This is a genomic window from Pseudomonas chlororaphis (assembly GCA_001023535.1).
Taxonomy (GTDB): domain Bacteria; phylum Pseudomonadota; class Gammaproteobacteria; order Pseudomonadales; family Pseudomonadaceae; genus Aquipseudomonas; species Aquipseudomonas chlororaphis_E.
Map to the genome: position 1 here is coordinate 3,777,581 of CP011020.1, position 15,123 is coordinate 3,792,703.

A 15,123-nucleotide genomic window follows, 5' to 3' on the forward strand; every position below is an offset into this window, starting at 1 on the left:
CAGGCGACCTACGGGCCGCCCTGTCTACGTAAGTACAGATGTTGGGACGATTACAGATTCTGCGTGACGAACGAGAGCATCTGGTCGGCGGTGGAGATCACCTTGGAGTTCATTTCGTAGGCGCGCTGGGTGGTGATCATGTTGACCATCTCCTCGACCGTGCTCACGTTGGAGGTTTCCAGGGTGTTCTGCAGCGTGGTGCCGAAACCGTTCAGGCCCGGGGTGCCGATTTGCGGCGCGCCACTGGCGGCGGTCTCCAGGAACAGGTTGTTGCCCACGGCCTGCAAGCCGGCCGGATTGATGAAGTCGGCGGTCTGCAGGTTGCCGATCACCTGGGCGGCCGGGTTGCCTGCCACGGTGATGGACACGGTACCGTCGCGGCCCACGGTGAAGGTCTGGGCATCGTTCGGGATGATGATGGCCGGTTCCAGGGCGAAACCGCTGGCATTGACGATCTGGCCATTGGAGTCGAGGTGGAAGGTACCGTCACGGGTGTAGGACGTGGTGCCGTCCGGCTGCAGGATCTGGAAGAAACCGCGACCGTCGATGGCCATGTCCAGCGGCTGCTCGGTGGTTTGCAGGCTACCGGCGTTGAAGTTCTTCTGGGTGCCGACGATGCGCACACCGGTACCCACTTGCAGGCCCGACGGCAGCTCGCTGTCCTGGGTCGACTGGGCACCTGGCTGACGCTTGACCTGGTACAGCAGGTCCTGGAACTCGGCACGATCACGCTTGAAACCCGTGGTCGAGACGTTCGCCAGGTTGTTGGAAATGGTGGTCAGGTTGGTGTCCTGGGCGGACAAACCTGTTTTGGCAACCCACAAAGCCGGAAGCATTCGATTCTCCTCGTACGCCTGATTATCGGCGCGACGCTGTCATTAATAGTTAGATCTGCAAGACCCGAGCCATAGCCTCATCGCCTTCTTTGGCGGTGTTCATCATCTTCACGTGAAGCTCGAACTGCTTGGCCAGGGCCAGGACCGAGGTCATCTCGTCCACGGCATTGACGTTGCTCGCTTCCTGGAACCCCGAGACCAACTGCACGTTGGCATCGATGGGCGCCGGCTGGCCGTCCTTGGTCCGGATCGAACCGTCCAGGCCCTTGGTCATGTTCTTGAGGTCCGGATTGACCAGCTTGATGCGGTCCACCTCGGCCATTACCCGCGGGCCTTCGCCCATGGCGCGGATGCTGATGGTGCCGTCCTGGCCGATTTCGATCTTCTGCTCCGGCGGCACGGCGATGGGACCGCCGTTGCCCATCACCGGCATGCCGTTGCCGGCCCGCAGCACGCCCAGGGCGTCAACATTGAGGCTGCCGGTGCGCACGTAGCTTTCACCGCCGTCGGGATTCTGTACCGCCATCCAGCCCGGACCGCTGACCGCCACGTCGAGGTCGCGACCGGTTTCCACCAACGCGCCCGGTGTGAAGTCCGTGGCAGGTCGCTCGGACATGGCAAACGCCCGCGCCGGAAAGCTGTCGCCGAACACCGGCATCGAGCGCGCCTGCTCCAGGTCTTTCTGAAAACCATTGGTGGAAATGTTCGCCAGGTTGTTGGCATGGGCCCGTTGCGCCAGTGCGTTCTGGCTGGCGCCGGTCATTGCCACATAAAGGTACTTGTCCACTGTCGTTCCTCTGCATGCCGGACGTTTGCCGTCCACTGCTGTGTTGCACAGCCTTAAGCAATTTGCAGACCAACTTTTTTCTGGCGGGCCAAGGCCCGGTAAACAAAGGGCCTGGGGGATTTACAGAGGGTAGGTTGAGGGTGTCGAAGTCGAAAAACCGGCGGTGTTATGCCGCTAGGTGGCAAGGCCTGGCACCTGGCCTGATGCCAGGCGCCTCATCGGCTGGCGGAGGTCAGGCCTTTGCCAAGGCATCGCCCAACACACCCACCACCTGCTCCTGGTGCTCATGGGTCAAGCCGAGCCACATGGGCAAACGCAACAGGCGCTCGGAATAGCCGTCAGTCACCTCCATCGAACCCTGCACGCGTCCATAACGCAGGCCACCGGGCGATGAATGCAGCGGCACGTAATGGAACACCGCGTAGATGGCATGTCGCTTGAGCTCTTCGAGGACGGCCTGGCGCTCGACGCCCGGGGCGAGGATCACGTAGTACATGTGCGCGTTGTGCTGGCAGTTTTCAGGCACTATCGGACGCCGCAGCGCCCCTTGCCGCTCAAGCGTCGCCAGCGCCGCATGGTAATTGTCCCAGAGGGCCAGGCGGCGGTTGGTGATGGCTTGCGCCTCTTCCAACTGGGCCCAGAGGAACGCGGCCGTCATTTCCCCCGGCAGGAACGAGGAACCCACCTCCTGCCACGTGTACTTGTCTACTTCACCCCGGAAGAACCGGCTGCGATCGGTGCCTTTTTCCCGGATGATCTCGGCCCGCAACGCCAACGCGGGATCATTGACCAGCAAGGCCCCGCCCTCCCCCGAAATCACGTTCTTGGTTTCGTGAAAGCTGAAGGCCCCCAGGTCACCGATACTGCCCAGCGCCCGCCCCTTGTAGGTCGACATCACACCTTGCGCGGCGTCTTCCACCACGGCCAGCCCATGCTTGCGGGCAATGGCCAGGATCTCGTCCATCTCGCAGGCCACGCCTGCGTAGTGCACCGGTACGATGGCCTTGGTCCGTGGCGTGATCGCCGCCTCGATCAGGCGCTCGTCCAGGTTCAGGGTGTCGGGCCGCACATCGACGAAGACCGGCACCGCGCCGCGCAACACGAAGGCATTGGCGGTGGAGACGAACGTATACGACGGCAGGATGACTTCGTCGCCAGGCTGGATATCCAGCAGCAACGCCGTCATTTCCAGGGCCGCGGTGCATGAATGGGTCAGCAGGGCCTTGTTGCTGCCCGTTTGCGCCTCCAGCCAGCGATGACACCGCTTGGTGAAGGGGCCATCGCCGGCGAGCATGTTGCCGAACTTGGCCTGGGCGATGTAATCCAGTTCCTTGCCGGTCATGTAAGGGCGGTTGAAGAAGATCGTTTCTTTGCTCATTGCAAACTTCCCTGGATGGGCATGGTCATGGGTGGCGCGCAGGACAAAACCTCAAACCGCACTGATCCGCCCACCTATCTGGCTGCCTGTATCAAGATTTTCATAGAAGTACGGAGTGAATCCGGCTCGCTTCATCGCCTGCTGGGTTTCAACGATGTCGTATTCAACCCGGTGCAGCTCGAACGCCTCACCGTCCCAGGTCGCGAAACCGGCCCGAGCATCACCATCACGGGGCTGGCCGACTGAACCAGGGTTGCAGTAGACCTTGCCTTCGCCGCTCCACAGGTACTGGACATGAGTATGGCCCGAGGCGAAGTAGCGGCCAGGCAAGGGCGAAAAATACGCCTGCGAAGGTCGCACGTACTCATCCAGCGGATCGTTCCAGCCACCGTGGACGATGCTCACCCCCTGTTGGTTCGAGCGCTGCGCAAGCGAGCCCAGCCAGGCCAGGTTCTGCGCCGTGACGACGCCTTGCTGGTAGTCCAGGCAGGCATTGGCGCTGTTGGAACGAGGGCATCGCTCATGCTTGGCCAGGTACCAGTCGTGGTTGCCCATCACCGAGAAGACGTCCCGCTCGCGCAGGGCGTCGCAGCATTCGTTGACCTGGCTGTAGTAACCGGCGGTGTCGCCCAAGCAGATGATCTGTGTAACACCCAGTTCGTCGAGCTTGGCCAGCACTGTCCGAAGGGCGCTGTAATTGCCATGTACGTCAGAAATGATCCCGATCATAGACAATGAAGTCCTCTATATAACGAACAGCGAAACCACTGCGCAGCGTAGGCCGGGCCAGCGTCTTGCCGTGCAGGTAATAGTCCAGGCACATGGCCGCCTCGTTGTAGCCGAATGCGCGGCGTATCGAACTGGTCGAGGAGATCCGCGGATTGATCTCCAGCAGGCGCCAGGAACCGTCGCCGCCACGCCGGAACTGCAAGTTGGTCGGCCCCTCAGGCTTGAAGGCACGGCATAACCTGACCACCACCTGTTCCAGCGAATCGTCCTGATACACCCAAGCCTTGGCGGTGGAGCCATCCGAGGCCAGGCGGCGCTGGAAGGCAATGATCGGCCCGGGGTCGCCGCGACCGTCGCCAAACGCCGCCACGGTGAACTCGTCGGCCGCGCTGCCAATGATCGGTTGGGCCATGAGGTACTCACCCAGCAACGGCGCGTGAGGCGTGAAGTCGCGCTCCTCGCGAACCCAGACCAGCCCCTTGGAAGCGTAGCTCCTGCGTGGCTTGAGCAGGAACGGCAGGCCCAGCGCGGCCGTGAGCGAATGAAAGTCCCCGGACAGCAGGCTGGGAATACGGCAGGCATCCCCCAGCGCCACCAGCGCCTGGTCCATGGCCCATTTATCCCGGGAAAGGTCGATCAGGTGCGAATTGTTGAGCACCACCCGGCAGTCAAGCGTGGCCAACAACGCGCGGTTGTCCGACAGCCAATGGAGGTCCTGTTCGATCCCCGGAATCAGCAGGTCAACCTTGTGCCGGGCCAGGGTGTCGCCCAGCCATTGGCCATATCCCGGGTCAGCGGTCAGCGGGGCTTGCTCGAATGCATCGCTCCAGGCGCGCCCGACAGCGTCGTCGTAGATATCGGTGCCGATCAGCCGGACAGAGGCATCCGCCGCACGCAAGGACTTGAGCAGGCCATAGCCCATGATGGCCCCTACGCCAGTCACCATGACGGTCTTCATGCCAGGGTCTCCCGGTGCGCTCGCATCAACTCGAATCCCTGGCGAATGTCGATTCGCGGGGTGAAACCCGTTTGCTCGTGGAGCGCCTGCAAATCGTCGAAGGGCGGCAGGTCGGGGATGTCGTTTTTTTCCGCCAGGAAGCGGACGTCCAGCGGCTTGCCAAATGCTTCGAACGCGGCCTGGGCGATCTCGGAAAGACGCGGGGATTGCGGATGGCCGCAGTTGAACAGCCCTGTAACGCCCTGGGTCGCTACCCGTGCGCAGAGCTCGGCAAGGTCGTTCAGGTGCAAGTAGTTGCGCTTGGCGTCGTTGCGGCCATACAGCTCGACGGCCTGCCCCGCCTGCGCCTTGTCGGCCATGGCATACAACAGCGGTTGATGGGAGCGGCACTGCTCGTCACTGCCGTAGACCTGGCTGATGCGCAGGATGCTCAACGCCATGCCGCGCTCCTGGCAGTACAGGCTCGCCACTTCCTCGGCATGGCGCTTGGACAGCGAGTAGATGCCAAAGTAGGGATCCGTCACCTGGTCGCAGGCCGAACGCGACGACAGCAAGATGAAATGGCGGGCCCCGCATTGTTCCGCCAGGCGACAGGCCGCCAGCGTACCCACGCTGTTGACCAGCTCGGCGCGAACCAGCTCATCCGGCTGGCGCCCGCCGAAATCGGCAGCGGCCAACACGACAACGTCGAAGCGCTCATCGCAGGCGACGGGTGCCTGGGCACTCAAGTCGAAGGCGATGTCGGCATCCCGGCGCCCCGCCAACCTGACCTGGCCATGGCGCGACAAGCCGCGGGCAACCGCCTGGCCGATGACCGAGGTACTTCCGATGACCAGGCTTCTCATGACGCAGCGACTGTCGCTTCGAGCATGAGCGCGCAACTGAGCTCCGGGTAATCGATCCCCACGGTGCACATGGCCTGGACGATGTCCGCCCCCAGGTTCAATTCCTTCAGTTGACCGGTGGTGAAAGGCTTGAGGAACACGCCTTCCTTGCGCACCACCTCAAGCCCTGCGGCTTGCAGCTCGGCCGTCAGGGACTGTAGCGAATAGCTGCGCACATGACCCAGTTCCAGATCGCCGCTGCCCAGCGCCATCATGTCGTCAAGCAACCCGGCAGCATGGCCGAAGCGCCGATGCAGGGACTCGCCATTGGGCACCAGCACGAAGCAACGCCCCCCCGGCGCCAGGAAACGCTTGAACCGTTGCAGCACGACCTGCGGATCATCGACGTGCTCAAGCACGAAGCCCATCACGATGAGATCGAAACGCTGGTCGGTGTCGAAGGTCTCGAAATAACTTTCGACAATCTCGGCCGGGCTGTCCGGGTACTGGGCCTTGAACTGGGCGATCACCGAGGCGGAGCCGTCGATGACCGTGTGTTTGCTGAAGAACTTCGAGAAGCGATGGGTACTGAAACCATGGCCCACGCCGAGCTCCAGCAGGCTTTGCGCCTGGGTGCACAGCGCCATGATGCGTTGGGGATACCAATTGAGAATGATGTTGTTGTCATACGCATAGCCAAAGCTGTCGCTGTAGGCGGCGATGAAGGTATCAAGATCGTTGCTCATGTCACTGCACTCCGCTGGGCGGCCAAATAGTCATCGGTACGGTTCAATCAGCCAGCCAGGCCTGTCGCCAGGCGTCCAGGCGCTCACCTTCGAGCAGCCACTGGGCACGCACGGCCGACTGCAAGGCGTCTCCCAGGGTCGCCGAGGCCTCACGATCCTCCAGGTGCAGGCGAATCGTGCGGATCCAGTCTTGCGCCTCGTTGCTCACGCGCGACAGCGGCAATACCTCGCCACCGACAAACCCCGGCACCCGGCTGCAAATGACCGGATGCCCGCAAGCGGCATGCTGCAGGACGCGCAGGTCGGCCGAGCAGGCGTTGCCCAGGGTTTCGGCCATCGGTACCAAGGCAAGATCAAGGTTCAATGCGGCCAGGGCGCCCGCCAACTGCTGCTGCCCGACACCCGGGTGCAGTTCTGCCACGAAAGGCCGCATGGCCGCCGGACAGTCGCCCAGCACCACCCAGTCCACTTCACCGGCCAACGCTGGCAGCACATCGGCCAACAGCTCGGCGTCCTTGCCACCCAGCCAGCCCAGGCGCGGCCTGACGCCTACGGCACGCTTGCTCTGCAGGCGCCCCCAGGCGGCCGGCAGCAGGGTTTCCACCACGCGAATATCATCGTGCTGGCCCTGCAACAGTTCGGCCAGCGCCGGCGAAGAGACCAATACCCGATCCGCCTGTAGCAGCCCGAACCGCAGGCGCTCCAACAGCTCATCGGCAGAGTAATCGCCTTTCAATTCCATCTGCGGCAAGTAACCGTCCAGGTCGTAGACCGTGAACGCTTTGGAAAACGCCCTCAGACGGCTCAGGGCCAACAGCCCCGCGTCATCCAGAGGCCGCTGCAACACTACGGTGGCCGGCGCCAGGCGCTCGATCTCCACCGCCGACAACACCGTTGAAACCGCCGTACCCTCGACCTCCCCGGCTTCCAGCATGGCCCGCAACGGCTGGATCAGCCGCGAGTGCCCCGTCGCCTGCGGGTCAGTGATGCAAACCAGCAGCCTCGGCACGCTGCCTTGCAGCGGATACCAGCTCAGGTCGTTGTTTTCCAGGGTAAAGCCCTCACCGGCACGCAGCGAGAAATTGGCGTTGTAGCCAGGGTCGCGGGCCAACTGCGGCATCCAGCGGGCGAACAACGCGTCCTCCTGCTCGCGGCTCGCACGGGGGGCCGGCAGCGGGTCGACCAACAGGCGTGCGAAAGGCGTCCAGACGTTCAGGTACCCCGCCTGGTACAACTTCAGGCACAGATCGATAGGAGCCCAGGGCGCCAACAACGGATCGGTGTCGAAGCCGCCCGCCTCGAGGAACAACGCTCGACGCAGCATCAGGCACTCACCGTCCACCGCGCAGCAGCTCTGCTCAAGCCCCAGCCGCCCCATGTAGCCCGCCACCTGGGATGACACGCCCTCGAAAGCCCGACCGACCGTTCCTCCCAACCCCAGCACCAGGCCCGCCTGACGAATGCGCCCCTGGTTGTCCTGGGACTTGCCGCCCACGGCGCCGACTTCCGGGCGCTGGGCCTGGTTGAGCAACGCGTGCAACCAGCCGGGTTCCAGCACGGCGGCATGGGCATCGAGCCACAGCAGGTACTCGCCACGCGCTTCCTGCGCCGCCGCATTGCACATGGCTGCACGGGATTGTCCCGGCATGAAACGCAACACCTGGAAACGGCCTTCGCCCATCTCCTCGACTAGCGCCAGCCACTCCAGCAAGGCAGGGTCGTCGCCGCCCGGCTCGACCAGTAAGACTTCGAAGTCCACGGCGCTGGTCTGGATCAGCAGGCTTTCCAGGCAACGCTGGAAATTGACCAGTTGCCCTTCGAGGTAGATCACAATGCTGACCGAGGCCTGGCGCTCATGGCCGTAGTCGATGCGGTAGCCGCCGGGCTGCATGTCCAGGGCGATCGCCTGCCCTTGAACGTAGCCACGCGCCTGCAGATGCGCGTCGATGACCGCACGCTCATCGGCGCAGTCCGACGGCCTCGGCTCGTTGGCGATCAGCAGGGGCTCGCTGACATGCCCCACGCTCTGCCCACCTTGCTCGCTGATCAGGCGCAACTGATAGGCCAGCTCAAAGGCTCCGCCGCAGGTCTCGTCAAAACCGCACAGCTGCACCAGCGCTTCGCGACGGTACATCCAGTGACGGGAAAAACTGGCCGGGTTGGCCAACAGCAAGTCCAGGTTCAGATCGGGGCGCAGCGCGACATTGACCACGCCAGCCATGCGCAGCGCCTCGTCGGCGTACACCGCCAGGCAATTGTCGGGGGCGTCGAGCAGGTTGAGCGCCGTCACCTGCAAGCCTGCGGCTACGAACTCCTCCCCCGCCTCGACCATCATCACCCAGTCGCTCTGGATGCCAGCGAGCAAGCCATTGATCGCAGTCACCGGCTGCCTCGGATCACAGTCCAACCACTGGACGTTGGCGCGCGCCGGATCGACGCTGCCCATCACGCACACATGGATGCGCTGGTACAACTGTCGATCCAGGCTGTCGAGGGTGTGCGCCAATGCAAGCGGGTTGCCGTCATCGCGGACCAGGACCGTGAAGCTGGGGGCCGTTGGGATCGCCAAGCGCTCGTTGACCAGGCGCAACTGCTGGGCCGTCGGGTAGCGCTGGCGCAACCAGTCGAGCGCCCCCAGGCGGTTGCCGACGGCTTCCCGGGCGGCGGTCGCCTGGGTCCGGGCAATGAACACATCCAGTTGCTGCCAGAAAGACGCGGTGCGCTCAACGTAACGCGGCAAAGCGTCGCCGAGGCTGGCCCGGGCATGCGCCAACGGGTCCGGCTGGTCGAGCATGGCAAAGCCCACACTGCCGAAGAAACTGGTGTCGAGCAGCGGCTGGTCGACGCCATGCCCCGGAATGAAGATCACCGGGCAGCCGCACAGCACCGCCATCACGCAGGTCATCGACCACTCGTAGGAATACATCACCTCGGCCTTGCGCAATACCTTGGCCAACTCAGGCAGGGTCAGCGGATTGGCCATGCTCAGCAGACGAATGTCGGCGGGTAGTTGCGCGTAGTCGATCTTTTCCAGCGGGTGGCGGTTCTGATAGAGATAGCTACCCTCGCGCACAGCATCGGTGCCCACGCTGGAGAACATTTCGATGTCGATGGTCGGCAGGCACAGCAGGTCGCCGTCAGGGTCGCCCCGGTGCTCGGCGAGCCGGGCTGCGTAATAGAAAAACAAGTCGGTGGGCGCCGCGTCCATGCTGTTTCCGGTCAGGAAGCCCTCGAAATTCAGCAGAAAACGCGCCACGACCGAACAGTTCAGCGGATTGCCGGGGAACACCTCGGGGTACACCGCGATCGGCACTTTGCCGGCGGCCTTGTGGCGCTGTTTGATCGCGGAGGTGATCACCGGGGTCTTGAGGTCTGGATTGACCACGTCGCTGCCGCAGATGTAAGCCTCACGGCCACTGAGATTGAGCATGTGGCAAAGGTAATGCAGCGAGACCACGCCCGACGACGATTCACGGTAGGCAGGCGCGGCGAAATAGTAGGGATGCTCGGGTTTGGCATACATCAGCCGCAAACGCGCCAACGCCTGTTCAAGCGAATGAGCGTCCAACTGCGCGGGGTTCGACATCGGGTGCATCTCCACAATCAAATCAAACAGGGTGTGACTGCAAGGCCCGCTCAGGCAGCCCCTCGCGTCATGAAAGCCGATGCATCCGCGCCGGTATTGAACAACAGGTCGATGACACTGACCGCGTGCTGGAAGTCGCCGTACACCTGCGGGTATTCGGGGTAGCCGGCGTAGCTCATGTACGACACTGTGATGCCTTGGGCGGCGAACGCGGCTTCGTCGAGGTAATGGCTGGCTGCCGGTCCGGAAAGGTAATGCTCGGCACCGAGGGCCTGGCACAGGTGGATCAGACGCTCGTTCTTGCCCTCGACCCCACCCAGGTCCTCAGAACGGTAAAGCGGTGTGTGGATGCCCAACAGGGGGCACAGGCCGGCGATGAACAGGTGGTTGATCCGGGTCAGGTGGGTCAGGTCGGCCGCCTGCTCGTAGAGCGCCCGAATCGGCGCTTGCATCTGCGCAAAATACGGCGCGCGTCGGTAGCTCTGCTCGATGGTTTTCCAGTGCGCGGCGGCCCAGCCCGGAGTGCTGATCTCGACTTCATTGATCAACTGGCCGAGGCGGCCCTTTTTCTTGACCGGGATACTCAGCCAATACTCGCCCTGGGCGGTCTTGATCTTGTTACGGTTGCGCCAGTCACTGCGGGTGTACTGGACGTCGTCGTACAGGATGAACGCATCGACGCTGCGGATCAGATCGAAGTAGCCCTTCCAGGGAATGTAGTTCGACTGCACCACTGCAATTTTCTTATGCATTCTGAATCTCACGTACGCAGCGGGAACCGGGGCTGAGCCCTGTCAAAAAGTCGCCACAGAATGTGAATAAGCGGCGCACCGACCTCGGTCGAGCAAATCCCATACCAACTATTTCAGCCGCCGCTACGGTCAGGACTCAGCCTTGCCCACCTCGTACGCCCGCAACTTGTTGGCAATGGTGGTATGGGACACCCCCAACCGCTTGCCCAATTGCCGGCTGCTGGGGTGCTCGGAGTAGAGGCGCTCCAGCACCGCCTTCTCGAAGCGCCCGACGATCTCGTCGAGCCCGCCCTCAAGGGAGAAATCGCCAAGGGGCTGGCGCACGCCGTAGTCCGGCAGGCGAATGTGCTCGGCCCGCACTTTCCCGCCATCGCACAGGGACACCGCCTGGAACAACACGTTTTCCAGTTGCCGGACATTGCCCGGCCAATGGTAGTGGCTCAGGCGCTCCATCGCCGCCGGGGCCAGCTTTGGCAACGGGCAGCCGATCTGGCGGCTGGCCTGGTCGAGAAAGTGCTCCACCAACGGCGTCAGCCCATCCAGGCATTCGCGCAGTGGCGGAATGTGCAGCGACAGAACGTTCAAGCGGTGGTACAGGTCCTGGCGGAATTCGCCGCGGGCGCAGAGTTCGGAGAGGTCCACCTGGGTGGCGCAGATCACGCGCACATCCAGGTACACCTCCTCATCGCTGCCGACCCGACGAAAGCAACCATCCTGCAAAAAGCGCAGCAGCTTCACTTGCAGGCGCGGGCTCATCTCCCCGACCCCGTCGAGAAACAGCGTGCCCCCCGCCGTCAGTTCCAGCAGGCCGAGCTTGCCTTCGGCCCGGGCACCTTCGAAGGCGCCAGGGCCGTAGCCGAACAGTTCGGTCTCGGCCATGGACTCCGGCAGGCCGGCACAGTTGAGCGCCATCAGCGGCGATTGCCCGCGCGGGCTCGCCAGGTGGCAGGCCCGCGCCAGCAATTCCTTGCCGGTGCCGGTCTCGCCCTCGATCAACAGCGGCGCATCCAGCGGCGCCATGCGCCGGGCTTCACGGACCACCGCCGCCATCACCTTGGAGCTCTGGAAGATGCTGTCGAAGCCGCGTAACTCCTGCTTGCGCACGTTGTAGATACGCTCGCCGACCCGATCGGCGCGGTGCAACGTCAGGACCGCGCCGGCCATGGCCTCGCTGTCGTCGTGCTCCGATTGCAAAGGCGCGATATCGGCCAGGAACACATCGCCCTTGACCTTGACCCGCAAGCCGTTGATGCGCGACTGGTTGGCGCGCACCAGCTCCGGCAGGTCGAAATCCTCGGCATAACGCGACAGCGGAATCCCCGGCACCTCATCCACCCGCACCCCGAGCAACTGCGCCGCCGCCCGGTTCGCGGCGACGATGGAGCCGCCCATGTCGATGGACAGCACCGGAAACTCCAGGGCGCCCAGCAAGGCGTTGAGCTCCATGTGCCGACGCTCGCTGGGCATCAGCCCTACACGCTTGACGCCAAACACCCCGGCGATGCCCTCGAACTTCGGACGCAACGCCTGGAATTGAATGTTGATCAGGTTGGGACAGTGCAGGTAGATCGCATTGCCATGTTCGCCACCAACCTCCCCGCGGGCGACGTTGATGCCGTACTCCACCAACAGGTTGAGGATGTCCCGCAGGATGCCGATGCGGTTCTGGCAATGGACTTTGATGCGCATAAGGAGGCCCGGGAGCTCGTTGTGGGTAGGATTTTTCTGAGACTGAGTGCAAATAACCGTCAAGATTATGTGACAGCTGCAGGGCATTTCCCAGCTGAAAATCCAATCGGCATGGACGCACCGGCCCATCTGTAACGAAAAATTTACGAAACAGCGCCATTCCATCCACCCACGTCGCCATGGCCCTGCTGCACATTCGTCTGCTTCGCGTTATCTCTACTGCATCGCTGGACATAACAACAAAACACGCCTTTCCCCCTGAGGGGAATCAGCAGGAGAACAGCATGAAGCAGACGCAGTACGTGGCCCGCGAGCCCGATGCGCAAGGTTTTATCGACTACCCCGCCGAAGAACATGCGGTGTGGAACACGCTGATCACCCGCCAGTTGAAAGTCATCGAGGGCCGCGCGTGCCAGGAATACCTCGACGGCATCGAAAAGCTCGGCCTGCCCCACGATCGCATCCCGCAACTGGGTGAAATCAATAAAGTGCTGGGCGAAACCACAGGCTGGCAAGTCGCCCGGGTGCCGGCGCTGATCCCCTTCCAGACCTTTTTTGAATTGCTGGCCAGCAAGCAGTTTCCGGTGGCGACCTTTATTCGTACCCGTGAAGAACTGGACTACCTGCAAGAGCCGGACATTTTCCACGAGATCTTCGGCCACTGTCCCCTGCTGACCAACCCCTGGTTCGCCGAATTCACCCACACCTACGGCAAGCTCGGTCTGCAGGCCTCCAAGGAAGAACGCGTCTACCTGGCGCGCCTGTACTGGATGACCATCGAGTTCGGCCTGGTGGACACGCCTCAGGGCCGACGCATCTACGGCGGTGGCATCCTGTCGTCCCCCAAGGAGACGGTGTACTGCCTGTCCGACGAGCCCGAGCACCAGGCGTTCGATCCGCTGGAAGCCATGCGCACGCCGTATCGCATCGACATCCTGCAACCGGTGTACTTCGTCCTTCCCGAACTCAAGCGCCTGTTCGACCTGGCCCATGAAGACATCATGAGCCTGGTCAAGCGCGGCCGGGAACTGGGCCTGCACACGCCGAAATTTCCGCCAAAAGCGGCCTGAATGGCTTTTTTTGAGCCCAATTGAGTCTGTTGCGCCGCACGGCTTTGCTTTAGCGTGGGCGCATCGACGTTCTACTCTTTCGATCCAGGAACACACCATGAACACTCTGAACCAAGCCCATTGCGAAGCCTGCCGCGCCGATGCCCCGCAAGTCAGCGACGAAGAACTGCCGGTACTGATCAAGCAGATCCCGGACTGGAACATCGAAGTGCGCGACAGCGTGATGCAGCTGGAAAAGGTCTTCCTGTTCAAGAATTTCAAGCACGCCCTGGCCTTCACCAACGCCGTCGGCGAGATCTCCGAAGCCGAGGGCCATCACCCGGGCTTGCTGACCGAATGGGGCAAAGTCACCGTGACCTGGTGGAGCCACTCCATCAAGGGCCTGCACCGCAATGACTTCATCATGGCCGCGCGCACCGATGAAGTGGCCAAGACCGCCGAGGGTCGCAAGTAATGCATTTCGACGCCATCGGCCGGGTGCCCGGCGATCCGATCCTCGGCCTGATGGAGGCCTACGGCGCGGACACCAACCCGAGCAAGTTCGACCTGGGCGTGGGGGTCTACAAGGATGCCCAGGGCCTGACGCCGATCCTGGAATCGGTAAAGCAGGCCGAACAGCGCCTGGTGGATCGCCAGACCACCAAGACCTACATTGGCGGTCACGGCGACGCGGCGTTCGGCCAGTTGATCAGTGAACTGGTGCTGGGCGCGGACTCGGCACACATCGCCGAAAAACGCGCCGGCGCCACCCAGACCCCAGGGGGCACCGGGGCCCTGCGCCTGAGTGCCGACTTCATCGCCCAGTGCCTGCCCGGGCGGGGCGTCTGGCTGAGCAACCCGACCTGGCCGATCCACGAGACCATCTTCGCCGCCGCTGGCGTCAAGGCCAGTCACTACCCCTACGTGGGCGCCGACAATCGCCTGGATATCGAGGCCATGCTGGCGACCTTGAACCAGGCGCCCAAAGGCGATGTGGTGCTGCTGCACGCGTGCTGCCACAACCCCACCGGTTTCGACCTGACCCATGATCAATGGCGCCAGGTACTGGACGTGGTGCGCCAGCGTGAACTGTTGCCGTTGATCGACTTCGCCTACCAGGGCTTTGGCGACGGGCTGGAACAGGATGCGTGGGCGGTGCGGCTGTTTGCCCAGGCGCTGCCGGAAGTGCTGATCACCAGTTCCTGCTCGAAGAACTTTGGCCTGTACTGCGATCGCACCGGGGCGCTGATCGTCTGCGCCGGGGAAAGCGGGAAGTTGCTGGATATCCGCAGCCAACTGGCCAACATCGCCCGCAACCTGTGGTCGACGCCGCCGGATCACGGCGCCGCCGTGGTCGCGACCATCCTTGGCGACGCACAACTCAAAAGCCTGTGGGCCGACGAAGTCCAGGCCATGCGCCTGCGCATCGCCCAGCTACGCAGCGGCCTGCTGGACGCCCTCGAGCCCCACGGCCTGCGGGAGCGCTTCGCCCATATCGGCGTGCAACGCGGAATGTTTTCCTACACCGGCCTGACGCCGGAGCAGGTCCGGCATCTGCGCGAGCGGCACAGCGTGTACATGGTCGGCACGGGCCGGGCCAACGTGGCGGGCATCGACGCGACACGCCTGGACCAATTCGCCGAGGCGATTGCTGACGTTTGTAAATAACTGTCATCCCTATCTGACACATACCCCTTTGTGGCGAGGGGATTTATCCCCGTTGGGCTGCGCAGCAGCCCTGAAAGCTGACGCCTCGGCTGTGTCAGATGGACCTGCAAAAACAGTTTGG

General features: G+C 63.1%; 13 protein-coding genes. 3 read left to right on the forward strand and 10 right to left on the reverse strand.

All coding sequences use genetic code 11. From position 1 onward, the window contains the following. Nucleotides 1-50 precede the first annotated feature (50 nt). The 10 genes from flgG to VM99_16805 form a co-directional block, all read right to left on the reverse strand. Complete coding sequence (flgG, locus tag VM99_16760) at nucleotides 51-836, reverse strand: flagellar basal body rod protein FlgG (protein AKJ99639.1); 786 nt, start codon at nucleotides 834-836, stop codon at nucleotides 51-53. A gap of 49 nt (nucleotides 837-885) precedes the next feature. Beyond that, on the reverse strand, nucleotides 886-1,623 hold the full coding sequence (gene flgF, locus VM99_16765) for a flagellar basal body rod protein FlgF (protein ID AKJ99640.1): 738 nt from the start codon (nucleotides 1,621-1,623) through the stop codon (nucleotides 886-888). Between the two features lie 232 nt (nucleotides 1,624-1,855). Next, the gene (locus tag VM99_16770) at nucleotides 1,856-3,001 is read right to left on the reverse strand and encodes a TDP-4-oxo-6-deoxy-D-glucose aminotransferase (protein AKJ99641.1); all 1,146 of its coding nucleotides are present in this window, start codon (nucleotides 2,999-3,001) and stop codon (nucleotides 1,856-1,858) included. Nucleotides 3,002-3,052: 51 nt separating this feature from the next. Further along, on the reverse strand, nucleotides 3,053-3,730 hold the full coding sequence (locus VM99_16775; protein ID AKJ99642.1) for a phosphatase: 678 nt from the start codon (nucleotides 3,728-3,730) through the stop codon (nucleotides 3,053-3,055). Next, the gene (locus VM99_16780) at nucleotides 3,711-4,688 is read right to left on the reverse strand and encodes a carbamoyl-phosphate synthase subunit L (GenBank protein AKJ99643.1); all 978 of its coding nucleotides are present in this window, start codon (nucleotides 4,686-4,688) and stop codon (nucleotides 3,711-3,713) included. Before VM99_16780 ends, VM99_16775 begins: the two co-directional genes overlap by 20 nt. Next, nucleotides 4,685-5,533, reverse strand: coding sequence for a hypothetical protein (locus VM99_16785; protein AKJ99644.1), 849 nt, complete (start codon nucleotides 5,531-5,533; stop codon nucleotides 4,685-4,687). Before VM99_16785 ends, VM99_16780 begins: the two co-directional genes overlap by 4 nt. After that, entirely contained in the window at nucleotides 5,530-6,258 is a 729-nt protein-coding gene (locus VM99_16790; protein AKJ99645.1) for an SAM-dependent methyltransferase, read from the reverse strand. Before VM99_16790 ends, VM99_16785 begins: the two co-directional genes overlap by 4 nt. Nucleotides 6,259-6,301: 43 nt before the next feature. Beyond that, nucleotides 6,302-9,844 (reverse strand): glycosyltransferase, encoded by a 3,543-nt coding sequence (locus VM99_16795; GenBank protein ID AKJ99646.1) that lies wholly within the window; start codon nucleotides 9,842-9,844, stop codon nucleotides 6,302-6,304. Between the two features lie 50 nt (nucleotides 9,845-9,894). Further along, the gene (locus VM99_16800; protein ID AKJ99647.1) at nucleotides 9,895-10,596 is read right to left on the reverse strand and encodes a hypothetical protein; all 702 of its coding nucleotides are present in this window, start codon (nucleotides 10,594-10,596) and stop codon (nucleotides 9,895-9,897) included. A 129-nt stretch (nucleotides 10,597-10,725) separates the two neighbouring features. Next, nucleotides 10,726-12,285: an ATPase AAA gene (locus VM99_16805; GenBank protein AKJ99648.1), complete on the reverse strand. Its 1,560-nt coding sequence runs from the start codon at nucleotides 12,283-12,285 to the stop codon at nucleotides 10,726-10,728. Nucleotides 12,286-12,569: 284 nt separating this feature from the next. On the opposite strand from VM99_16805, the gene phhA reads away from it, so the two are divergent. The 3 genes from phhA to VM99_16820 all read left to right on the forward strand — a co-directional run bounded on the left by phhA (nucleotide 12,570) and on the right by VM99_16820 (nucleotide 15,002). Beyond that, nucleotides 12,570-13,355: a phenylalanine 4-monooxygenase gene (phhA, locus tag VM99_16810; GenBank protein ID AKJ99649.1), complete on the forward strand. Its 786-nt coding sequence runs from the start codon at nucleotides 12,570-12,572 to the stop codon at nucleotides 13,353-13,355. Between the two features lie 97 nt (nucleotides 13,356-13,452). Continuing rightward, nucleotides 13,453-13,809 (forward strand): pterin-4-alpha-carbinolamine dehydratase, encoded by a 357-nt coding sequence (gene phhB / locus VM99_16815; GenBank protein AKJ99650.1) that lies wholly within the window; start codon nucleotides 13,453-13,455, stop codon nucleotides 13,807-13,809. Continuing rightward, entirely contained in the window at nucleotides 13,809-15,002 is a 1,194-nt protein-coding gene (locus VM99_16820; GenBank protein AKJ99651.1) for an aromatic amino acid aminotransferase, read from the forward strand. Before phhB ends, VM99_16820 begins: the two co-directional genes overlap by 1 nt. Nucleotides 15,003-15,123 lie beyond the last annotated feature (121 nt).

Coding starts and splice junctions, on each gene's coding strand:
- VM99_16790 (AKJ99645.1), bottom strand. CDS start 6,258: ATGAGCAACGATCTTGATACCTTCATCGCCGCCTACAGCGACAGCTTT.
- flgG (AKJ99639.1), bottom strand. CDS start 836: ATGCTTCCGGCTTTGTGGGTTGCCAAAACAGGTTTGTCCGCCCAGGAC.
- VM99_16820 (AKJ99651.1), top strand. CDS start 13,809: ATGCATTTCGACGCCATCGGCCGGGTGCCCGGCGATCCGATCCTCGGC.
- VM99_16770 (AKJ99641.1), bottom strand. CDS start 3,001: ATGAGCAAAGAAACGATCTTCTTCAACCGCCCTTACATGACCGGCAAG.
- phhA (AKJ99649.1), top strand. CDS start 12,570: ATGAAGCAGACGCAGTACGTGGCCCGCGAGCCCGATGCGCAAGGTTTT.
- VM99_16780 (AKJ99643.1), bottom strand. CDS start 4,688: ATGAAGACCGTCATGGTGACTGGCGTAGGGGCCATCATGGGCTATGGC.
- VM99_16800 (AKJ99647.1), bottom strand. CDS start 10,596: ATGCATAAGAAAATTGCAGTGGTGCAGTCGAACTACATTCCCTGGAAG.
- VM99_16775 (AKJ99642.1), bottom strand. CDS start 3,730: ATGATCGGGATCATTTCTGACGTACATGGCAATTACAGCGCCCTTCGG.
- VM99_16785 (AKJ99644.1), bottom strand. CDS start 5,533: ATGAGAAGCCTGGTCATCGGAAGTACCTCGGTCATCGGCCAGGCGGTT.
- VM99_16805 (AKJ99648.1), bottom strand. CDS start 12,285: ATGCGCATCAAAGTCCATTGCCAGAACCGCATCGGCATCCTGCGGGAC.
- VM99_16795 (AKJ99646.1), bottom strand. CDS start 9,844: ATGTCGAACCCCGCGCAGTTGGACGCTCATTCGCTTGAACAGGCGTTG.
- phhB (AKJ99650.1), top strand. CDS start 13,453: ATGAACACTCTGAACCAAGCCCATTGCGAAGCCTGCCGCGCCGATGCC.